The following is a 23,882-nucleotide window of genomic DNA, read 5'->3' on the forward strand; positions in this document are numbered from 1 at the left end:
TTTTTTAACCTGCTTAATTTTGTTACAAAAAATGAGCAAATTGGCCTATAATTAATCAACAGTACAGGATGCCAAGATTACGCTAATGATTTATATTTGGTCTAACCAAATTTTAAACATGCTCATCCAAAATCCTATCAGATTTATAAGTGCAGCCTTATTTGTCGTTAGCGCTATTCTCAACTTACCGTTATATGCCCAAAAAGCAGGTAAAACAGATGCTATTTATTCTGGCCTACCTTGGTATGATCAAAATGGAAAAGTGGTAAGTGCACACGGAGCCAACATTATAAAAGACAAGGACAAGTATTATCTATTTGGCGAAGCACATAGTGATACTAGCAATGCTTTTGTTGGATTTAATTGTTATTCTTCAAAAGACCTATACAATTGGAAATTCGAAAGTATCGCTTTACCTGTTCAAGCTAGTGGCAAATTAGGACCAAACAGAGTTGGGGAAAGAGTTAAAGTAATGAGAAACCAAAAATCTGGTCAGTATTTTATGTATATGCACGTAGATACTTTGGGCTATAAGGACCAGTTTGTAGGTTACGCTACATCAAAAAACATAACAGGCCCTTATCAATTTAAAGGTTCAATACTATTCAATGGCAAACCTATCAAAAAATGGGATATGGGGACTTTTCAAGATAAAGACGGAACAGGCTATATCCTCACCCATGGTGGCGTAATACACCAATTGGCAGATGATTATAAATCTATAATTGCCGAAACCAATAAACAAATATCAAGCGGATTTGAATCTCCAACTTTATTTAGAAAGGGAAACACCTATTATTTTATCGGTTCAAACCTCACCAGTTGGGAAAAAAATGATAATTATTATTACACGGCAACCGCATTAAGCGGGCCTTGGACCTCAAGAGGTTTATTGGCACCAAAAGATAAACTTACTTGGAACTCGCAATCTACTTTTGTTTTAGCTATTGAGGGTTCAAAAGACACTACGTATATGTATATGGGCGATAGATGGTCGTACCCTTTGCAACTTTCTTCCGCTACTTATGTATGGCAACCCATTACATTTTCAGCCGGTGGCATTTCCATTCCAGATTACATTCAATCGTGGACAGTTAACACGAGCACAGGTGAGTATGCAAGCAAAAAATCTGACATTAAAGTTATAGAGAACACTAATAAACTGATTAAATATAAAGGCAATTGGAAACATCTATCAGATTCTATAAGTACAAGTAGGTCAGCCACCAGAGGTAATGCTTTCTCTTTTACCTTTAAAGGAATACAAATAGGGTTATATTCCCTGTCGTTACCAGACAATGGTTATGCTGCTATTATCTTAACTGATAAAAAGGGAAAGATATTAGTGAAAAATTTGGTTGATACTTACACCAAATTACCATCAAGCACAATGGTATTTCTATCTCCTATCTTACCCAAGGATGAATATACTTTAACTGTCTCGGTATCGGGTTTAAAACCAAATTGGTCTGATAAAAAGAAAACTAATTATGGCAGTACCGATTATAATATTTCATTGGATAAATTAATCATCAAGGAATAAATCATTATATGAAACCATCATGAGCAAACGCTCACAAACAGCAATGGCCCGAGCTTGCGAGTTCTTGAACACCGATGAAAAAAATAAACAAAGAGTGAAAAATACTCTCATGATAGCTTCATCACCATTAAAAAACATACCGAGCTTGCGAGCTCATTGATACCAATGACAAACAATAACCTCCAATCAATAATTATATACTGATGAAAACTTACTTTTTCTACTTCCTACTTTGTTTAACTAGCATTATAAAAGTTAATGCGGCTAATCCTGGTTCCCCTACAAACTTAAGAACGGCCGATAAGGTTAAAACCATAGGTACTAACGACCATCCTTTTTTTGGTTGGTATGTAAATGATATCGATGAAAATGAAATTCAATCGGCTTATCAGATCTTAGTGGCTTCTACAGCAGAAAAATTAGCCAAAGGCGATGCCGACATTTGGGACAGTGGTAAAATAAAATCAAGGTCGCAAAACTATATTGATTTTAAAGGAAAAAACCTCAGCCCTGCAACTCGTTATTATTGGAAAGTACGTACTTGGGATAAAGATGGAAATGTAGGCCCTTATGCTGCATTTACCTATTTTGATACTGGTTTATTTAAAGCTGCCGACTGGAGTGGTGCTTTTTGGATTAGACGTGAAAGCAAAGACGCCAATAACTATACTTATTTCAGAAAGAAAGTAACACTTGCTAATAAAACTATAAAAAAGGCCATCGTTTATCTTTCTGCCTATCATAATTATGAGCTTTATATCAATGGGAATGTCATTGGAAAAGGACTCGCTCATCATTATCCTCAATATGCTTATTACAATGCCTATGATGTAACTGACAAATTAAAAAACATAAATACCATTGCTGCAATGACGCATTGGTATGGTGGTGGACAAGGTAGGCCAAAAGGCGATAGCCGATTTATTTTGAAATTAATTTTAACCTACAATGATGGCACAAAGGCAGAATTTGGAACAGATAAAAGCTGGAAGCAAATTGCAGTTGAAGCACTTAATCCAACTACTGCCAAAAGAAATGGTGAGGGAATTGGTTTTGTTGATGTAATAGATAGTCGCAAAGCCTTAACAGATTGGAACAAACCTAACTTTAACGATTCGGATTGGCAAGAAAGCAAAGAAATTGGCACACATCCTTCTGCTCCTTTTACGGGCGAACTGCAACCAGATTTAACTAGACGAACTGAAAAAATCATTAAACCTGTTGCTGTAAAAAACCTAGGCAATGGACGTTATGTTATAGACCTCGGTAAAATTTATGCAGGTGTACCCGATATTACCTTTGCTGGAGGAAAAACAGGTGATACTGTAAAAATGTTAGGTGGTTTTGTGCTAAAGGAGGATGGCACAGTTTCTGAGAAAATAAATCAAAGTACAAACTTGGCTTATTCCTTTGTATTAAATGGCAATAAGGCTCAATTTAAACCCATTGTTTATTTAGGCTATCAATATTTGCAGGTAGATCATTCTCCAATTATACTCACACCTGAAAACGTAAAGTTTATCATTAGGTATTATGAATTAGAACCAGAACGTGCCAACTTCAATTCTTCTAACCCGATGTTAAATAATGTTTGGGAATTGATGGCACATTCATTAACACTAGGTGCACAGGAAGATTTTGTAGATACACCTACGCGAGAAAAAGGTGGCTTTTTATCAGATGGTTGGAGTCAAGCCGTAAGTGCAATGAAAACCATGGGAGAAAGAGCAATGAACCATAGGGTGTTGCTTCAATTTCTAGATTCTCAAGACCAATATTGGGCAGATGGTCGATTAAATGCAGTTTACCCTAATGCAGATGGAAAAAGAGACATCCCAGATTTTACGCAACAATACCTTTTATGGGTATGGGATTATTATTTGCAGACCGGCAATACCGAATTTTTAAAAACCAACTATACAAGACTTAAAAAGGTAGCAGAATATGTAAGCGCTTATAGCAATCCAAAAACTGGCCTTATCGATAAACTAGCTGGCGGCAGCGGTCCTTATGCTTTTGGAATTATCGATTGGCCAAGTAATATGCGTTATGGTTATGACATGGAAAGCACAAGTAGAACAGTAATTAGTGCTTATGCCTATGCAGATTATGATATCATTGCTAAAATTGCAGCCATAACTGGGCATACAGCCGATGCAGATCTATATCATTCTAGAGCAAGTGCAATAAGTAAGGCAATTAATAAGGAATTGATTAATGCAGATGGTGTATATATTGATGGATTATTACAAGATGGTAGTCAGAGCAAACACGTTTCACAACACGCTAATATGTTTCCGCTAGCTTTAGGCATTGTACCAGCGGCAAATAAAAAAGTGGTAATTAATGTGATAAAGGAAAGAAACATGAGTGTTGGAATGGTAACCTTACGTTTTTTACCACAAGCATTAGGTCTTGCAGAAGAAGCCTCACAATTGTTAAAACTTTATACCAATACCCAATGGGATGGTTGGGCAAAAAACATTACTCAAGGCGCTACTGCTACTTGGGAATCATGGAATGCCATAGACAGAAATGACAGCATGTGCCATCCATGGGGAACAAGTGGACTTGATGGTATGCAACAGTATTTTTTAGGTGTAAGGTCTGTTAAACCACAACATGAATTGGTAGAAATTAAGCCGCTCGACTTTAAAGGTGAGTTAAAAAATGTAAGTGGTAGTGTGCCTACAGATAAAGGAGATATTAAAGTTAGCTGGGAAAGAGATTTGAAAACTTATCAGTTAACGATGCAAAGCCCTGCAAATGTAACGGCTGATGTTTACATACCAAAAGGAACTAGTACATCACTAATTGTAAGTGTTAATGAAAAACCTGTAAGCGGTAAAATCAGTGGCAATTACATTCTGCTTTCAGGTATTGGTTCAGGTAAACATACATTTAAACGTAATCTTTAATTTATTAAACCACATCTGCCTGCGGTAGGCAGGTAGCGAAATAAATAAGTAGTCGTCATACCCAACTCGTTCCGATAGCTATCGGAAGGGTATCCTAATTGCGATGGAAGAATGAATAGACATATTAGAATGCTTACGATTAGCAGCACTACGCCCTTCTGGGTTCCCATTTTCATGGGAATGATGGCAGATTACTATCGGGTGGTGGTGTTTCACCTACCGAAACTGCTCCATAATCTATTTTAAATTGTAGTTTTTTACTTAACTGCTTTAACAGTCACCTCTTCTTTACCATTTTTATTACTTACTAAAATAGTGGCAATTGTTTTCATTGAACAATCCATCACCTGTCCAGCAACAAGACTTCCTTTTTCACTTGCTTTCACTGTATAATAAAAGGCATTTCTACTGATAGCTGCATTATTCTTAAAACTATAATGCAAAATCTTTTTGTTCATCGAATCATAAACACTGGCCCTAATACTATCTGGGCACTTACCTTTTGTATAAATTTTTTCAGTTTCAAATTTATACCTGCCATTCTTTTGTTGCGACTGGCTTTGGCTTACTAGAAAGGTAATTATAAGTATAACGAGTAGAGTAAGTTTGCTTTTCATTAGATGTAAATTTATTTTCTAATATAGCATTAAAAACTATGCCATCTATGTTTCTACCTTCCTACCGCAGGCAGGTGTGGTCAATTTAAGATAGCAAAATAAAGTCTACAAAAATAGTAGTCTTTATCTAAAATATTTATACTTTTGGGAAGTTTTGAATTTAAACCATTTAAAATCTTCCTACCATGCAGTTACAAATCAACCAAATTCCGCCTCCTTTTCTACCCCATTGTACAGCACCATCAAGCGATATTATTTTATTACATGGCTTATTTGGTCAATTGAGCAATTGGAAAAGTGTAGAGAACAATTTTGCCTTTAAACATAAAGTATGGGCACCAGAATTACCCCTGTTTCAATCTTTAGTAGGGCAAAGTTTAAATAGACTAGTTGCCTTTCTTGAACATTACATTGAGAAGAACAACATCGAAAAACCGATTCTAATTGGTAATTCCCTAGGCGGTCACATCGCTTTGCTTTATACCTTAAAACATCCAGAAAAGGTAGAAAAACTAGTGTTAACAGGAAGCTCTGGTTTATATGAAAATACTTTTGGTGGCACTTTCCCTAGAGTTAAGGATTATGATTATATCAAATCAAAAATCGAAGGTGTATTTGATAGGAAAGAAGTGGTTAATGATGAAATGATAGATCATGTATTTGGTATTGTACAACAAAAACTAAAGGTTTTATCCGTTATCGGATTAGCTAGAGATGCCCAAAAACAGAACTTGGCCAATTATCTTCCGCTTATCAATATCCCTGTATTGTTGATTTGGGGCTTACAGGATATTGTTACACCTCCTGCAGTTGCAGAACAATTTCATAATCTACTTCCTAATTCAACTTTACATTTCATTAACAATTGCGGCCATGCTCCTATGATGGAACAACCAGAATTATTTAATGGTTACGTGAACAATTTTTTAGCCAACTAAAATGAATAACATTAATTATTTGGCATTTGCCATTCCTGCTTTTTTCATTTTTTTATACATGGAATATGCCATTGCCTTACACCTAAAAAAAGGCCACCTTTTTAAGTATGAGAGCTCGGTTTCTAACGTAAGCATTGGCATTGCAGAGCGATTACTAAACCTATTTATTGCGGCTAGCTTTTACGATTTATTCTATTTTGTTTATAAAAACTATGCTTTGTTTAATATCCCAAATGTTTGGTGGGTTTGGGCTATATTGATTCTTGCTACAGATTTTGTTTGGTATTGGTACCATAAATTAGGCCATCAAGTTAATTTTTTATGGGCTGCTCATATTGTCCATCATCAAAGTGAAGAGTTTAATTTAAGCGTGTCTGCCAGAATTACAACATTTCAAGCTTTAATTAGAAATATATTTTGGTGTGCCTTACCATTTGCAGGCTTTCATCCGGCTATGGTAATTACCATATTAACCGTACATGGTGCCTACTCTTTTTTTACACATACCCAGTTAATAGGTAAATTGGGATGGCTAGAAAACATATTAATCACGCCCTCTTTACATGGCATTCACCATGCCAGCGACGACAAGTATCTCGACAAAAATTATGGCGATGTATTTGTATTCTGGGATAAGCTATTTGGCACCTTTCAAAAAGAAGAAGAAGCGCCAAAGTATGGCTTAACACATCCCATTAAAAGTTATAGTTTTTTATGGCAACACTTCCACTATTACTTTGAGCTGGCAGAAGCTTGTAAAAGGGAAAATGGCTTTAAGAACAAATTGAATATCATTTTTGGTAACCCTGCTACGCTAAATCAAGATATCAGACCTATATTAGAAAAGCGTTTTTTACAACACAAATCTCAAGACAGGTATCGGTTTAAGTTCAAAAAATACCTAAACTTTCAATTGATAGTTTGTATAGCCTTATTAACTTTTACCACGGCATTTTTTGGTTCTTTAAAGCTAGACGACAAAATTTTTATCCCATTATTTTTATTAATTACCTTAATCAACTGTGGAGCTTTATTAGAACAACGAAGGTGGATTTATTACTTAGAATGTTTAAGGTTAATTTTAGTTTTTGCTTATGTCTTTTTTAAGTTCGATTTATTGGGCTTAATATTTTTACCAACTATTTCATTGATCATTTTAGAAAGAACCTTTGCCTTAAGCCATGTTTACAGAGTTTACGTGCTGCAATATGAGACCATCATGAGCAAACACTCACCAACAGAAATCAATATTGCACATGATAGCGTAATCAACAATAAAAACAAATTATATACTGATGAAAAAATAGAAAGTAAATAAGCTTTCCTATACCACAAACAAAAAAAGAGCTATCCATCCAGATAGCTCTTTTTATATATTACCAAATATAACTGTTTCTTATCCTATATGATTAGTACTAAAACAATAATCAAATTTAAATAGTTAAAATAATATAAGTGTCCTGTACTATGCTGATTTAGAGCATAATTGTTGAAAATAATATGAGATTTTTTGTATAAACCTCAAAAAAGACCAACTAATGTAGAATTATTTATTGGAAAACAATTGTTAGTGCTTCTTGGCTACTGAAGTTCCGTCCAAAATGGACTCCTTCGGAGCCAACGCTACCTACCTACCTGCACGCGGGCAATCTTTACCCCCAGTAGGCGTTTATAAGAAAAATGGGTAAAAGGATTTAAACCTATGTCTGGTTTATAGAACCTGCTTGTGCTACCAAATAGCACATACAATTCATATCTAGTTAAAAAGCAATTCGTTATAAAAAATATTATAACTATCTTACACCATGAAAAAGAGGCAAAGTCCCCTACTTAAATTAAAATCAACCTTCGCTGTGATAGAAATTCTATTTTGGATAGTTATGTTCGTGGTTATTTATCTTTAAACCAGTCGCAAAGATTGAATGAGGGTACAGCGATGCAGTCTCTTTACAACTTCTTCTTCTCCATTACTTTTGCGACTAAAGTTTCCTTTCCTTTTTTAACAACATTAGATTCTTTACACTGATCTTTGTAGTTATAGGCAGTCAATACACATAAAATAGCACTTACTAAACAAGTGATTATTCTTATTTTAAATTCGGTTTTGTTCATCACGTACGGTACATAAAGCCTTTAGGATGGGCTTGAATGAAATTTATATTTGGTTTGTTGGCTCAATTTAAAAAAAAAAAGCTTAATCAAATATAATAATGTGAAAATAAATATCATCCTGTGCTATCCTGCTCTAATTGACATTGATATCGGTTATTCATAAATTGGATTAGCAATTATGTTTTGTTAATAATTTGTCGGAGTTGTTGAGTTTACCAAGAACCGCTACTTTTGTTAAATAAACCCGATTGAAATGTATACCGACCGATTTTTATCGGCTCGGCAGCAATGGAAAGTCCCAAAGGGATGCCTTTGGCACGGGGCTGCTCCCGATAGTTATCGGGATGCTAAGGATTACCGACATTAGTTTCCCACTCTTCAGATCTTGTTTTTTACCATTGATAAATAACATGTTTCAGCCTGTGTAGTTATTAACCTTAACTACAGGATAGAACAGGATGAAAATTAGCTAATCATTATCGATATTAGTAATCACCAAATAGATGAACGATATAAACACCTTCCTTATGAGCAACAATGCTCCAGTAAAAATTAAAAAAACCAACATCAGCAAATTAATATTAGTTGCAATTATTGGAATTGCATTACCCTATAGCGCATCTGCAGATTTTATATTTCGTAACAAGGCAAACCTAAATATAGCCATCAGCAGTAAAGAAGCCGAAGTGGTAAACACAGCATTAGAAATGTTCGGTAAGGATTATAAAGCTGTATTTGGTGGACAAATCTTAAAAAACACAAACGCCCAAATTTATATCGGCACTTTGGGAAGTGGTGCCGAGGCTGAAAAATTTATTGATAAAAAATTTATTGAAGATTTAAAAAACAACAAGGAAGCATATGCCATCCAAGTTAAAAACGATAAAATATACATTGTAGGCAGCGATAAACGCGGAACAGCTTATGGTATCCTAGAAATTTCTAGACGCATTGGCGTATCTCCTTGGGAATGGTGGGCAGATTCGCACATCGCCAAAAAAAACACATTAACACTAAAAAACGGATTAAATCTATTTGAGCACCCATCAGTTGTACACAGGGGTATTTTCTTAAATGATGAAGACTTTGGCATTAATCCCTGGAGTTATTTAACCTATGAACCTTCAAAAATAAAGGGGCAAATTGGTCCAAAAACCCACGCCCGTATTTTCGAACTATTGCTTCGCCTGCGTGCCAATACTTTTTGGCCTGCCATGCATGAGGTTACAGAGGCTTTCTATCAAACACCAGGCAATAAGGAAATAGCAGACAAATATGGTATAGTCATGGGAACTTCACACTGTGAACCAATGATGCGCAGTGCCAATACAGAATGGAAAATTGATGGTAAGGGCAGTTACGACTATGTAAACAATAGGTCTAGTGTACTAAAATTTTGGGAAGACCGAGTAAAACAACTAAAAAACTCGGATAACATCTATACACTTGGCATACGTGGAGTGCATGATGGCAAAATGCAAGGTGCAAATACGCTTCAGGAACAGAAAGATGCCATAACAGCAATATTTAAGGATCAGCGTGACATGATAAAAACCTTATTGAACCCCGATGTTGAAAAGGTACCACAGGTTTTTATTCCTTATAAAGAAGTGCTCGATGTATATAACATGGGTTTACAAGTGCCTGATGATGTAACCTTAATGTGGACTGATGACAACTACGGTTATATCCGTCATTTCCCGAATGAGAAAGAACGTGCCCGCAAAGGTGGAAATGGGGTTTATTACCATATTTCTTATTGGGGTAGACCACATGATTACCTTTGGTTAAGTACCAATCATCCTGCACAGCTTTACACGCAAATGAAAATGGCTTATGACAAGGGTGCAAAAGATATCTGGATTTTAAATGTTGGCGATATTAAACCAGGTGAATATTTAACAGAGCTTTTTTTAGACATGGCATGGAACATCAATGCCATAGCAGATAATAAAGAAGGTTTAGATGAACACTTGCAAACTTGGCTGGCTCGTGAGTTTGGCAAGAAAAATGCAGTAGCACTAAGTGCAGTAATGAATGAGTATTATCGTTTGGCATACATCCGCAAACCAGAATTCATGGGCAATACCCGTACAGAAGAAACCAACCCTAAGTTTAAGGAAATTGCCGATCTACCTTGGAGTGAAATAGAAATCAAAAATCGCATTGCAGCTTATGATAGAATTGCGGAAAAAGTAATTCAGCTTTCAAAAACAATAGCTCCAGAAAAACAAGATGCTTGGTTTCAGTTGGTAGAATATCCTGTTCGTGGTGCTGCCGAAATGAACAAAAAACATCTCTATGGTCAATTAGCAAGACATGGTTTGACACAATGGACACAGAGTGATGCAGCTTTTGACCGGATACAAACACTCACCCAACGATATAATTCATTAGCTGGTGGCAAATGGAAAAACATGATGAATGCTAGCCCTCGCAACCTTGCTGATTTCCTGAAAATACCACATATAAAAGCAGAGAAGCCATTACCCTTACTTCGAAAACCACTAGCATTGTTTAATGGAACTCAATATGTTAAGTTCTCTGGAGCGAAACCCATTGCCCACGGATTAGGTTACGAGCAAGGTGCTATAAGTTTAAAAAAAGGTGAAATGGTTGAGTATTCATTCGATAATTCAAATACTGATTCTCTATCAATTGAAGTAAACTTAGCCCCTAACCATCCTGTAGAAAGCAAATTGATTCGCTATGAGATTTTTGTAGATGGACAATCTTTACAAGTAGTAGACTACCATACATCAGACAGAAATGAAGAATGGAAAGTTAATGTATTAACCAATCAAGCTAAACGCATTACCAAAACAAAGCTTAAAAATGCTGGTGGCGAGCATAAAATAGCCATAAAAGCCATAGATGAAGGTGTAGTTTTGGATCAGATTAAAATTTGGAATTGATTTAAGGATCGTCATATCGACCGCAGCGAAGCGAGGAGATATCCGCTACACATAGGTTTAATCAATAGATGCGGACCAATAGATATCTCCCATCGTCGATATGACGCTCACAACATCTCGTATATCGACCGAAGAGTAGTCACGAGAGATCTATTAATTAAAATAGTTAAAATAGATCTCTCCTATCGTCGGAGATGACGTAGATTTAATTCCTCTGCTGGCTTTCTCACCTGCCAAAACTCTATCCTATTCCTATCAAACAAATGCTAAAAACTCTTGGTCATATCCCAGCAAACACAAATGACTTATCGCCCCAAAATGCATGGAATCTTCTTCTATAATTTTGTTAAATAATGAAATAGCTTCCTCTTTTTTACCCAGTCCCATTAATCCAAGGGCAGTCATATAAAAACAATGTAATTGATTGCGCAAATTCATGTCATCATCAAACACCAATAAATTAGGCAGAGACACGGCAAAATAATCTAGTACAACTTTGTCGTTTTGATGAATTGTTCCATAAGCAATTAAACTATCGAAGATCGCCTTTGCATTTGCCTCCCCACCTAACTTAAGCCAAGCCAATCCTTGATAGAATATTTTATCTGGTTGTTGATCATTATAGAACATAGCCGCACCCAATTCTGTACTACCTTCAGTAGATTTCACAAAATAATGCGGAGCATCTTCATGCTTGCCTAAACCTTCATGAGCTACACCTAACCAATAAAAGATATCATTTTCTGCAGCACTATATAACTTCCCTTCCCCAAGGTTATGAGGATAAGCGTGTGCCCTATTTAATATTCCAATGGCCAACTCAAAGTTACCTGCGGTAATCTCCTGTTTAGCCCATTCTACCTGAGCAAACAAATATTGACCATATTATGTTTCCTAGTAATTTTTGTATCTTAGTATAACAATGTAATTATTGTATCCGAGCTTATTCAAAGCATTTTCATTTCCCTTAATTTGAATCCATCAAGTCCAAGTCAAATCCAAGTTATATCCAAGTTATATCCAAGTCATATCCAACCTTCCGCTATTCTCTATCCCATCCCTATTGCACTCCTATCCCAATGCTACCCTATGATACTTGCTTCCGACCTTATTCTTAGCGATTAAAGTATGACTATGAGATACAAGGATAGGTATGCTATAGGTATCGAAGCATGGTGCAGGAAACAAGGAAGGGTTAATAGACGGCCTACGCTGGGGGTAATAAGTATTGACGATAATTCACTTTCTGCTGGCGCCCCATCAGCAAAGATTATTTACTGAACAGCTAACCTATTTCCTAAAGAATAGGAGTGAATTTTCACCTTCATTAGTTTCAAGTATCGATTTCCGAAGACCTATATTTCCCTAATAGTTATGTCATTATTAATTTATAGTAGAAGTATTTTCTTAACACTGGTTAAATCGGCTAGGCATCTATATGTTTTCTCCCACATTCCTCCCAGATTCCTTCGGAGAATCGGCCTTTAAAGGAACGTTTCTCGAACAACTCTGGGAGAAGTCTCGAACGAAGCTAAATCGAAACCGTTCAAATCAGGTCAATGCCATCCAAATCAGGTCACCACTTATTGCAACGATATAATCTTTGTTTTTTCACACTATTTTCGTTTCAGCAAAGCAGAAAAAATAATATTCAAAGAGGGGTAACAATTTTGGCAATGACTTGATATCTATCAAAACAATCATTGTTAACCTTAAAAAAACAGACATGGAAAAATTTATTAAAATCACCAGCCTTTTAAGCCTTGCGCTTGTTACCTTTTTTGCTTGCAAAAAAGATGTAACCGAAGTAAAACAAGAAGATAGATTTTCAGTTGACCTAAAAGTAGCATCTGCTAAAGGTTCAGAAAATGCAGTAATCATTGGTACCAAGGCAGAACTAAAAGCTGCATTAACAGCAAGTGAAAAACCTATTTTCCTTAAAAAAATAGCTACGGCAAACAATGTATTTATTCCCATTGAAGATGAAGGGCCTGATCCCGTAGATCCGGGTCAGTTATGTTGGGATGAAATAAACGCTTATTACAATGCTCATATTGCGGGATGGCAACAAGCAGCTAACCAAAATTGTACTAACGTGATGGTTTGCTTAACCTGTCCTAATGCTGGTGGTGGCTTGTACGTGATGTACGTTATTCGTCCTACCTCGCCCAAATGCAATGTACTAGAAGCCTTTGAAGCACAATTTAGCCTAGCTGCATTTAACTTTGGTAATGGAGAACTAGAAAGCGAAGCTGTAGCAACCCATATTAAAAGAAAGTAAATTATAAGTTTAAATAAAAGCTAAACATATCAATACCAAAAGGTGCAAGCAAATGCCTGCACCTTTTGGTATAAAAATAAACCTAAAAAATTATTTATCACATTACTTCCCTTCCTTAATATATTTCAAGGCTCTTTGTAGCTGTGCATCTTCTATCCCCATCAAATCCTTAGCAGATGGCTTAAAATAAATATCTGGTATAATGCCAACCCGTTGTGTTTCCCGTCCGCTGGGATAAAAGATACCATTGCCAGTAAAGCTAAAGCGATACCCCCCAGGCAAGGTCAATCTCTTTAAATCGCCATCGGCTCCGGCGGTTTGGCTACCGATAATGGTAGTATTGTTGTTCAACTGGCTTAACATCATGGTAAACCACTCGCCCATGCTTTGGGTCTCTTCATTGGTTAAAATAATAATCTTGCCGGTATATAATGTCCCCATGGGTTTAGTGCCATCCTTAGCTACATACATATAGTTTTCAATTCCTTCTCTATGGATGAAAACTCCGGGGTTCTTAAGGTCTGCCGCATAATAACGGGCAAAGGCAAAAGGTTCTTTACCCAATAGCAAGGGTAAATAGTAACTAAAAAAACCTGGGCCTTGTGGGTATTTTCTCATGTCAACAATAATGGCCTTTTTACTTTTCAGCTCGGCTGATAGTTGTGCAAGGTCTTTATCTTCCGGAAAATCTTTATCAAAAAGATAACCAGCTCTAATCAAAGTAATATCATTACCTATATTTTCTCTGCCTTTGATAGTTTTCTCTTTTGCCCTTTTTTGCACAATGTCATTCTCAATCAGTTTCGTGATTTGTTTGTTTTGACGATCCAACATCATAAGTTTTAGGTTCAGGCAAGCTTTATCTCTTTTTACCTTCATATTTAAAGTCTCTCCTTGTATATTGCTGAAGGCAAAAGTATCTCCCCTGTTATTATCAGATGTACTTAATTCTCTATACTTAACGGCATTGTTAGAGGCAGGTAGCAAGACAGCTCTTTCTTTAAGCCATTGGGCTACCTTGATTCCATTAATAGCAATAATCTCATCGCCAATTTTCAGCGCACTGTTTGTTGCCAAAGAATCGTTTAAGAATTTTTTAATGACAATGCCCCCTGCCTGTGCCTTATAATCAAAGGGCGGATAATACCGTACATTAAAAATAACATTGGTCATTTTCATATTTCCGCTTTCCATAAACTCTACCGCATGGGTGTCATTAATAGCAACGGCTAGCATGAGTACACTTTTCTCATAACTGGTTCTGTTGTTTATCTCTCTAAAAACTGGCACCATTTCCATTAAAACCTTTTTCCAGTCCCTATCCATCATGTACTTATAAGGAAACAGGTACTCGACCGCATTCCAGGCCTTGGCCAGGGTTAATAAATTCACTTCTTCTTGGTTAAAAGTATAGGTTGGGTAAGAAGCTTCGTTAGGGATATCGCTTTCATGCCATACAGCTGGAATATATTGGTGTTTACCAGTTAAATTAACATAATTAGATAAAGCAGTCAATTTTTGCCTCAATAGAACAGTGTATCTCTTGTCTTTAATCCAATTGTAATTAACATTTTTAAGCAGGTATTGGTAGCTATTGTAGCCATGGCCTTTTGTTGGCAATGAAACATCAATATCCCCTATCATTCTTAACATCAATTGGTTAAATTGTTTTTCATTGGCGTTCGTAACTGAATCTATCAATGTTAGAAACACCCGGTCTGCATTAAATTTACCAGTAATGCTTTTTTGCGATTTGTATTTAACCAAACCCCATATCTTAATAAATTGCCCAATATTCTGGTTTTGGGTTTTAATGTTAGCCTCTTGTGCACGTACATTAGGCATATGTAACAATAGGCTGGCCAACAGCAATAAGAAGTAGTATTTAATTGTTTGCATGATTTTTTGTTTAACTGCCCAAATGTGCCCTTTCAAAATAGCTGCTCAAAAAGCGATTGACCAACGCCATGCTTTTATTGACAAGGTCTAATTAGTTAAAAAATAAATCATGTGTAGCCATTTACCAATCTTGTCAATAAAATTTACCATTTGGTGTATTCTTTTTCTTGTGGGGCTTAATTTAACCTACTTTTAAAACATGAACAAACGATTATTAGGCTATCTACATATTGGCTACTGGGTATTGGTATTCATGCAGGTATTGATGGTGGCCCTAGGCACCGGCGTTTTGGGCACACATTTCGACTGGCACTTGTTTCTCTCCATTGTATTGCCAGTTAAGGCATTACAAATTGCCTGTTCGGCCTTGTTTTTCTATGTTAACTATCTTTTGTTGGTTCCCTATTTTTTAAAAAGAGGAAACATTGTTAAATACATACTTTCGTTGTTGGGTTGCCTTTTTGCATTTAGCCCACTCTATTACCTCATGGAGCAAATTGTGTATCCATTAATTGGCTGGAAAAGCTATAACCTGGACCTAGATTTCTTTTTTGCTTTTATAGTTACCTTAGGCGCTAACTTTTTGAATATATTTTTAGGGTTATTGCTAAGTTACCTAATGGATTGGCGCAACATCCGTGCAGAAAAAGAAGTGGCAGAAAAAGAACAGCTCAAAACCGAACTTGCATTTTTAAAATCGCAGGTAAACCCACATTACCTATTCAATACCATTAATGATATCTATTCGCTTACCCAACAGCAATCTGAAGAAGCACCCGCTGCATTACTGAAGCTTTCTGAACTGCTACGCTACATGTTAAGGGAAAGTGATGATCCTTACGTACCATTGATAAACGAAATAGATTACCTTAACAATGTGATAGACCTACAAAAAATTGGACAGAAAGGACAATCATACATCAATTTTAAGGTGGTAGGCAAAATAGACCAGCAAAAGATTGCGCCATTGATCTTGATCAATTTTATAGAGAATGCCTTTAAGCACGGCGTTTTTAAAGACAGTGAAGCACCCATCCAAATTTTAATTGCTATTGATGTGCAGGCTTTTCATTTGCATATTCGCAACAAGGTTAATACACATAAAAAAGACAGAACCGGCGGCATTGGTTTAGTTAATGTGCAAAGGCGTTTGGCACTGATTTACCCGAACAGGCATACGCTTTTAATTGACCAACAAACTGATACCTTTATTGTTGATTTAAAAATTGACCTTTATGATTAGATGCATCGTTGTAGATGATAAACCCTTAGCCATTGACGTTTTAAAGCATTATATCTCTAAAGCCCCATCACTCAGCTTAAGTTTTACCACTGTTAATCCATTAGAGGCTTTAAACAAGGTAATTGAAGGAGAGGTAGACCTGGTTTTTCTTGACATACAAATGCCCGAACTAAGCGGCTTGCAATTCATGAAAATTGTAAAAGGAAAGTGTTTGGTTGTGCTAACAACCGCCTATGCCCAATACGCATTAGAAGGTTTTGAGAATGATGCAGTTGATTATCTTTTAAAACCAGTATCGTTTGAGCGTTTTTATAAAGCTGTAGAAAAGGTACAGCTAATTTTAAACGGTTTGGCCGAAACAGCAAAACCAAGTACAACCGCTACCACAAAGGAAAAAGAGATAAGCCATATTTTTGTAAAAACAGAATACAAACTGGTTCGGGTTAATATATCAGATATTCTCTATATAGAGGGCTTACAGAACTATGTGATGATTTATACGGCTACAGAGAAGATCACCAGCCTGCAAACCATGATCAAAACCGAAGAGCAGTTGCCTGCTCATCAGTTTATAAGAATCCATAAGTCATTCATTGTAGCAATAAACAAGATTAACAGTGTTGAGCGAAACCGCGTAAGTATTGGCGATAAAACAATTGCATTGGGCGAAGTTTACCGCGAAGCCTTTTACAATGCAATAGCGAATAATTAGCCATTCTATTTTAGCCAAACGTGCTCACCATTCTAGTTAGCTTCCGTAAGTACAATCTGTGGTTTCTCTTTAAATAAAACCAATTTACCTTAACACAAAATTATCTTCAAATACGGTTAGGCGTTTAGGGTTTAGTTGGTCTTTTATTGATTAGTTGCGAGATTGTACATTCATCATTGCTCTTTTGAGAACTTGGGGGGTATGCGTACCTATCTCAACAAAACGAGCCTTTTTTACCCAAACTAAACAGGGCGATAATGCCTATTGATATGGCTTGGCAAACATTCTGTTTTTGGTATGGTATTTCTATAATTAGTGTCACAGTGCAAGCAATTTATAAGCACAAATAGAAATTAACCAGGTACATCAATAAAAAAACAACCTCATGAAAAACATCACTAAACATTTGCTGTTCGCCGCAATCGGCTTTTCGGCTATCACCTTCCAGTCATGCAAGGGCAAAAACAAAGACACAAAGGATGCGATAGTTAATATTGACAGCCCTGCAACTGCACCTGTACAAATAGCGATAGATGACGAATTAACCAACAAGGCAAAGGATGCCATTAAAGACTTTAATGGAGTAAGCGCAACAGTTGCCAATGGAGAGATTACCTTAACTGGTAACATAAAACGCGACAAATTGCAAACACTGATGCAAACGATAAATGCTTTGCACGCTAAAAAAATTAACAACAAGCTAACCATAACAAACTAGCACAATGGCATTACAGGAAAAATATGGCGAGCTTATTTCGGCAGCCAAACACGGCGGAATTACTGATTTACAGGTACGTGAACAAGACAATGTACTTTATATAGATGGCAGTACCGCCAGTGGCGAACTTAAGGATTCGTTATGGAACATTTATAACAAGATTGACCCAGACTATAGGACTGGAGATTTAATACTGAACATTGATGCAGCGGCAGCGGCAGGAACAAAGGCCAAGGTAACTACCGAATCTTCTAACCTTAACATTAGAAAAGGGCCTGGCACCGATCAGGAAATAGTGGGAAAGGCAGCACATGGGGAAATCATCAATGTGGTATCAAGAGCTAACGAACTATGGAGTTTAGTACGCACTGATAGTGGCAAGGAAGGCTATTGCTATAGCCAGTACCTTACACAAGTTTAAGAAGAAATCATTACGCTGTTACTAGCGTGAGGTAGCTATACGCAAGATTGGGCCTGGAGTTTGTGTTTTAAATTTTGGTTAATTTACAGGTCCAATTTTTGCGTTAAAACAAATTGTGTGGAACTTGATGGAGTCATTATTGTTAATGCTTCATTAGTTTGTTACCCTTTGTTTTAGCTAATGCAATGAGGTAGGGTTAGTTGTTTTTTGTGGAGACTATTTCTTTGGGCAAAAAGGTTTATGCTTTATCTCATCTTAGGACTTTCAGACCTCCCGACTTTCATTTTCCATCTTACATCTTACCTCCAATCCCTATTCCCCCTCTTCCATTTCCCATTTTACCTCTAACCAAACGCCCCTACAAATACCCACTTCTAGGTATTTTTTCATTCCCTATTTAAACTTAATTTTAGCTATTCATTAACATTGGTGGATTTAAAATTTCGATATGAAACTCAAATTAACGTTCGGTTTACTTATCCTTTTCTTTGCTGTTGGAACAGTTACTGCCCAAAAGAAACATGCGCTAATTTTTGCCATAGGCGATTATCCTGAATCTGGTGGTTGGAGCAAAATTTCTAGTGCCCAGGATGTTGGTTACATTAAAAACACTTTAGCCAAACAAGGTTTTCCTGCAAATAATGTTAAAGTAGTTGCAGATTCTGTAGCCACAAAAGAAGGCATTAAAGCTGCTTTTGAAAATTTGATAAGTAATGTTGGTAAAAAAGATGTGGTTGTAATACATGTCTCTTCTCACGGTGAACAAGTTGCAGATGACAATGACGATGAAGCGGATGGTTACGATGAGACCATAGTTTCATACAATGCTACCCTTGCCATGGGTGCTGATAAGACTGCTATTGCAAGAGGTACTTTAAGCAAGGCTGAATATGAGAAACTACAAGCCAATTATTTTAGGGATGATGAATTTGGTGCTTATATACAGCGTTTAAGAGCTGCCTTAGGTAATGAGGGTGATGTAGTAGTGTTCATGGATAATTGCCACTCTGGATCAGGAACTCGTGGTTCTGCGCAAACAAGAGGAGGAAAACCAGCATTGGTATATAGTGGTTTTGATAGGAAATTTAGAAAAGAAGATGGTGAAGAGGTTTTTAAGGAAAGTACGGCATCTCGTGGTAATGATAAAGATTTAGCAACTTATGTGGTTGTTTCTGCAGCTTTGGCATCTGAACTGAATTTTGAAACCACAGGTGATGATAACGTAGGAATGGGTTCATTAACTTATGCCATTAGCAAAGTTTTCGAAAATTTAAAGGCAGGTACAACCTATAGAACCTTGTTTGCCAATATACAAGCTATCATGAATGAGAAAGTACCAGGTCAGCATCCGGTATTAGAAGGTAATGGCCTAGATAGAACATTATTTGGGGGTGCATTTGTAGATCAAAAACCTTTTATCGATGTAGAAAAAATTAATACGCCGTTAGAGATTTTGGTTAAGGCAGGTTCGTTTGCAGGTTTAAGTGTGGGTGCTAAGGTAAATATTTATCCAGCAGGAACAATTGATCCAAGTAAGGCAGTGGCTTTGGCAAAGGGAGTGGTTATTAAAGCAACCAATTACAAGGCAACCATCAAACTAGATAAAATTACAAAGCTTACACAGCCAAGCCAGATGTATGTATTTATCTCAGAGCCATTGTTTAGCACCAAGCCAATTGTAGTGGGGTTCTCTCCAAAATCTAGAGGAAATACTGCATACACAGCAGAAGAAACAGCACAAATAACTGCTGCCCTTAAAAAATTACCATTGGTTAGTTTGGTAGGTGAGCCAGAACTATTAATTGTAAAAGGACAAGGTAGAGATACCATCAGCATTGCCACTAATGGCTATCGGTTTACAGATATCCCAACAGCAACAGATACCGTTGCTTTAAAAGGGGTCATTAATAGATATGCCCAATATAAACTGCTTGAGAAATTAGTGGTTAAAGACTCAACCATTATGGCGCAAGTAAAACTGATCCCAGTGGTAGATGGCAAACCTGATGAAGCGGCAATGAAAGCCAAATTTGACGATAGGACTTATAACTTCGTAGATGGTGATAAGGTGATGTTGTGGATTAAAAACACGGGCAAAAAAGCAGTATATGTGAATATCCTAGATTTACAACCAAATGGAATTATCAATACATTTTTACCAAATAAAGAGCAAGAAATTTATCCTGGTGATTTAAGGATAGAACCAGGACAGACCAGAATTTTTGATAAGTACGAAATAGAACTAGGTGAACCTTTTGGTACCGAAGTTTTAAAAGTATTTGTTACCTCAAAAGAAATTAACCTCGAAGGATTGGCAACACCGAAAGCATCTAGAGGCGATACAGGTAAAAAAGGAGTATTGAGCATATTGGAAGGATTGGTAGATCAATCAAGCACCTCAGCAACCAGAGGGCCAAAAGTAGTTTCAGTTAAGGAAGCCGAGGGCAGCGTTTACAATATCCTTTACACATTAAAAGAAAAACAATAAACCAAACAACAATAAATTTAGTTTTAGGGGAAGAACGGAAGGCTGCATCGAAAGGTGCGGTCTTTTTTACGTAAACACCTTACCCTACAATTACCAAAACTCCCTTAAAAACATTATTTTTGTACTTTGGATTCATTGACTTTGTTTTAGTCTTTACTCTTTGCTCCTTAATCTTTATCCTACAAATGTACAACCAAGATACCATCATCGCTTTATCAACTCCATCAGGCAGCGGCGCCATTGGCGTAATACGTTTATCTGGCCCAGATGCCATTAACTTAACCAATGAAGTTTTTGCAGGTAAGGACTTGACAAAACAGGCATCGCACACTTTGCATTTTGGATTGATTAAGGATCAAGAAATCATAATTGATGAAGTGGTAGCAGGCTTATATGTAGCACCCAGATCATACACCAAAGAAAACGTGGTAGAAATCTCTTGCCACGGCTCTAACTATATCATTCAGCAAATTTTAAATCTGCTGATTAAAAAAGGAGCAAGGGCAGCTAAACCAGGCGAATTTACTTTGCGTGCTTTTTTAAATGGAGCATTCGATTTGAGTCAGGCAGAAGCCGTAGCCGATTTAATTGCATCAGATAGCAAGGCATCCCACGATGTGGCCTTACAGCAAATGCGTGGAGGGTTTTCTAGCGAACTAAAAGAGCTTCGCGAGCAATTGATTCACTTTGCTTCTATGATTGAATTAGAGTTAGATTTTGCAGAGGAAGATGTGGAGTTTGCCAATCGCGATCAGCTAAAAGCTTTGATTTTACGTCTTATATCTCACATCTCAATACTCATATCTTCTTTTGAACTAGGTAATGTACTTAAAAATGGAGTTCCTATTGTCATTGCTGGTAAGCCGAATGTAGGTAAATCAACTTTGTTAAATGCCTTATTAAATGAAGATAGAGCCATTGTTTCTGACATTGCCGGTACCACAAGAGATACCATTGAAGACGAATTGAACATCAATGGCATTATTTTTAGGTTTATAGATACGGCAGGCATTCGCGATACCGCAGATATTATTGAAGCAAAGGGCGTAGAGCGTACGCTAGAGCGAATGAAACAAGCAAAGCTGATACTTTATATGGCAGATGCTTTACAAACCCCCGATGAACTAGAAGAGCAATTAACCGATTTAAAGAAAATTGATATCCCCTATTTGGCTATCGTTAACAAAGCTGATTTATTTACCGACCAGCAAAAAGCTGCATTTGAAAAACAGGAAGTTTTGTTCCTTTCGGCAAAAGAAGGCGTAGGTGTGGAAGAATTAAAGACCAGTTTATTAGAAAAGGTAAACTTACTTTCCATCAATACCAGCGAAACCTTAGTTACCAATATTCGCCATGTAGAGGCTTTAAAAAACACAGAAAAGGCATTGGCAAATGTGCTCAACAATATCGACAATCCAGTTACTTCGGATTTTTTAGCAATGGATATCAAACAAGCACTTCATTACTTGGGAGAGATTACGGGTATGGTAACTACGGATGATTTGCTGGAGAATATCTTTAGTAAGTTTTGCATCGGTAAGTAGATCAAAAAATCAAGTCCGAAAGTTAATTGTCCGAAAGTCCGGAAGATAGTGTAAGTCGCGTAAGTACGATGTTGAAAAACTAATCCTAACGATTAAGCCAAACTTTAGTAAAAAAGAAAGTCCAGAAGTTTTAACTCCCAGACTTTCCTTTTCTACCTTCTGACTTCCTGTCTTTCGGACTTTACTGACTTCCCGACTCCCTTAATAATTCCCAGTTACCCCTACTTCCAAGCCTCTTAGTTCGGCCAAGCCACGTAAGCGGCCTATGGCAGAATAACCTGGGTTGGTTACTTTATTTAAATCATCAAGCATTTGGTGACCATGATCTGGTCTAAATGGCATTGGTGTATCTCTTTTTGCATTTTCAGCAGTAATCACTTTCATTACTTCATACATGTTCACATCACCACCTAAGTGGTCTGCCTCATAGAAATTACCCTCTTCGTCTTTGGTTACATTACGCAAGTGCAGGAAGTATACACGTTCCTTAACCGCTTCAAAAATATCAACCAAGTCGTTTTTCATACCAGCACCTAAAGAACCTGTGCAATAACAAATCCCGTTAAAAGGTTGATCAACGCGTTTTAAAATATCCAATAAATCTTCTTTATTGCTTGCAATACGAGGTAAACCTAAAATTGAATAAGGTGGATCATCTGGGTGGATAGTCATCTTAATTCCATTTGAAGTACAGGTTTCTGCAATTTCTGTTAGAAACCAAGCTAAATTCTCCCTTAAACCCTCCATACCCATGGTTTTATAGGTATCAATACTTTCACGCAGGGCTTCCATTTCGATTTCCTTTTCATTAGGAATACCCATTAAAACGTTTATACGTAATTCATTAAGTTCGTCCTCGGTCATTGTTTCGAACCTAAGCTTAGCCTTTTCTAAAATATTTGCTGGATAATCATTCTCAGCTCCTTCTCTTTTGAAAAGATATAAATCAAAAACCGCTAAATCTGTCCAATTAAAATATAAGGCTTTAGAACCATCTGTCATGGTTAAATCTAGCTGAGTCCTAGTCCAATCTAACACGGGCATGAAATTGTAGCAAATAGTTTTTAAGCCACAAGCAGCCAAATTAATTAACGATTTTTTATAATTCTCAATGTATTGAGCTGCATCTGCCCTACGCGTTTTAATGGCTTCGTGAACAGGTACGCTTTCTACCACAGCCCAAGTTAAACCAGAAGCTTCAATTATTGCTTTTCTTTCTTTAATATCTTCCAATGGCCAAACTTCGCCATGCGCAATATGATGTAGAGCCGTTACAATTCCAGTTGCTCCTGCCTGTTTAACATCTTGTAATGAAACTGGGTCTACTGGACCATACCAGCGCCAAGTTTGTTGTAGTTTATGATTAGCCATTTTTAGTTTTAGTATATAGTAATTAGTATTTAGATAGAATGAAATATTAACCACTCCGTTCAAAAATAATTGTACCAAGATAACTGAAAAATAAAATTAGTACCACCTTATCATTGATAAAAATTTACGGAAACGTTAGCGTAGATGTGAGTTTAGTTGTGG

At 36.7% G+C, this 23,882-nt stretch carries 16 protein-coding genes; 12 read left to right on the forward strand and 4 right to left on the reverse strand.

What is annotated here, in order from left to right; translation table 11 throughout:
• The first annotated feature begins 118 nt into the window (after positions 1-118).
• Both EZ428_RS07750 and EZ428_RS07755 read left to right on the forward strand, forming a co-directional pair.
• Positions 119-1,543, forward strand: coding sequence for a family 43 glycosylhydrolase (locus tag EZ428_RS07750; RefSeq protein ID WP_131552586.1), 1,425 nt, complete (start codon positions 119-121; stop codon positions 1,541-1,543).
• A 203-nt stretch (positions 1,544-1,746) separates the two neighbouring features.
• Positions 1,747-4,461 (forward strand): family 78 glycoside hydrolase catalytic domain, encoded by a 2,715-nt coding sequence (locus EZ428_RS07755; RefSeq protein ID WP_131552587.1) that lies wholly within the window; start codon positions 1,747-1,749, stop codon positions 4,459-4,461.
• 257 nt (positions 4,462-4,718) lie between these two features.
• Here EZ428_RS07755 and EZ428_RS07760 read toward each other — a convergent pair whose 3' ends face one another.
• Positions 4,719-5,078: a hypothetical protein gene (locus tag EZ428_RS07760; RefSeq protein ID WP_131552588.1), complete on the reverse strand. Its 360-nt coding sequence runs from the start codon at positions 5,076-5,078 to the stop codon at positions 4,719-4,721.
• Between the two features lie 185 nt (positions 5,079-5,263).
• Between EZ428_RS07760 and EZ428_RS07765 the strand changes: the two genes are divergently transcribed.
• The 3 genes from EZ428_RS07765 to EZ428_RS07775 all read left to right on the forward strand — a co-directional run bounded on the left by EZ428_RS07765 (position 5,264) and on the right by EZ428_RS07775 (position 11,043).
• Positions 5,264-6,016 carry an alpha/beta fold hydrolase gene (locus EZ428_RS07765; RefSeq protein ID WP_131552589.1) on the forward strand — a complete coding sequence of 251 codons (753 nt, stop codon included), beginning with the start codon at positions 5,264-5,266 and terminating at the stop codon, positions 6,014-6,016.
• Between the two features lies 1 nt (position 6,017).
• Positions 6,018-7,334, forward strand: a complete 1,317-nt coding sequence (locus EZ428_RS07770; protein ID WP_131552590.1) for a sterol desaturase family protein — start codon at positions 6,018-6,020, stop codon at positions 7,332-7,334.
• Positions 7,335-8,655: 1,321 nt separating this feature from the next.
• A complete protein-coding gene (locus EZ428_RS07775) occupies positions 8,656-11,043 on the forward strand; it encodes a glycosyl hydrolase 115 family protein (protein ID WP_165501731.1) in 2,388 nt (795 codons plus the stop codon).
• 255 nt (positions 11,044-11,298) lie between these two features.
• Here EZ428_RS07775 and EZ428_RS07780 read toward each other — a convergent pair whose 3' ends face one another.
• Entirely contained in the window at positions 11,299-11,916 is a 618-nt protein-coding gene (locus tag EZ428_RS07780; protein ID WP_131552591.1) for a tetratricopeptide repeat protein, read from the reverse strand.
• An 853-nt stretch (positions 11,917-12,769) separates the two neighbouring features.
• On the opposite strand from EZ428_RS07780, the gene EZ428_RS07785 reads away from it, so the two are divergent.
• On the forward strand, positions 12,770-13,324 hold the full coding sequence (locus EZ428_RS07785) for a hypothetical protein (protein WP_131552592.1): 555 nt from the start codon (positions 12,770-12,772) through the stop codon (positions 13,322-13,324).
• Between the two features lie 102 nt (positions 13,325-13,426).
• Here EZ428_RS07785 and EZ428_RS07790 read toward each other — a convergent pair whose 3' ends face one another.
• The gene (locus tag EZ428_RS07790) at positions 13,427-15,223 is read right to left on the reverse strand and encodes a S41 family peptidase (protein WP_131552593.1); all 1,797 of its coding nucleotides are present in this window, start codon (positions 15,221-15,223) and stop codon (positions 13,427-13,429) included.
• Positions 15,224-15,422: 199 nt separating this feature from the next.
• Between EZ428_RS07790 and EZ428_RS07795 the strand changes: the two genes are divergently transcribed.
• The 6 genes from EZ428_RS07795 (at position 15,423) to mnmE (ending at position 22,349) form a co-directional block, all read left to right on the forward strand.
• On the forward strand, positions 15,423-16,466 hold the full coding sequence (locus EZ428_RS07795) for a sensor histidine kinase (RefSeq protein WP_131552594.1): 1,044 nt from the start codon (positions 15,423-15,425) through the stop codon (positions 16,464-16,466).
• A complete protein-coding gene (locus tag EZ428_RS07800; RefSeq protein ID WP_131552595.1) occupies positions 16,459-17,178 on the forward strand; it encodes a LytR/AlgR family response regulator transcription factor in 720 nt (239 codons plus the stop codon). The genes EZ428_RS07795 and EZ428_RS07800 overlap by 8 nt, the downstream gene beginning before the upstream one ends.
• 385 nt (positions 17,179-17,563) lie before the next feature.
• Positions 17,564-17,896: a hypothetical protein gene (locus EZ428_RS07805; RefSeq protein WP_131552596.1), complete on the forward strand. Its 333-nt coding sequence runs from the start codon at positions 17,564-17,566 to the stop codon at positions 17,894-17,896.
• A gap of 4 nt (positions 17,897-17,900) precedes the next feature.
• A complete protein-coding gene (locus EZ428_RS07810) occupies positions 17,901-18,317 on the forward strand; it encodes an SH3 domain-containing protein (protein WP_131552597.1) in 417 nt (138 codons plus the stop codon).
• Positions 18,318-18,765: 448 nt separating this feature from the next.
• On the forward strand, positions 18,766-20,805 hold the full coding sequence (locus EZ428_RS07815) for a caspase family protein (RefSeq protein ID WP_131552598.1): 2,040 nt from the start codon (positions 18,766-18,768) through the stop codon (positions 20,803-20,805).
• Between the two features lie 185 nt (positions 20,806-20,990).
• Entirely contained in the window at positions 20,991-22,349 is a 1,359-nt protein-coding gene (gene mnmE / locus EZ428_RS07820; protein WP_131552599.1) for a tRNA uridine-5-carboxymethylaminomethyl(34) synthesis GTPase MnmE, read from the forward strand.
• Positions 22,350-22,550: 201 nt separating this feature from the next.
• On the opposite strand, the gene uxuA is transcribed toward mnmE, so the two are convergent.
• Positions 22,551-23,720 (reverse strand): mannonate dehydratase, encoded by a 1,170-nt coding sequence (uxuA, locus tag EZ428_RS07825; protein WP_131552600.1) that lies wholly within the window; start codon positions 23,718-23,720, stop codon positions 22,551-22,553.
• Between the last annotated feature and the right edge of the window lie 162 nt (positions 23,721-23,882).

It is taken from the genome of Pedobacter frigiditerrae, assembly GCF_004331645.1.
GTDB classification, from domain to species: domain Bacteria; phylum Bacteroidota; class Bacteroidia; order Sphingobacteriales; family Sphingobacteriaceae; genus Pedobacter; species Pedobacter frigiditerrae.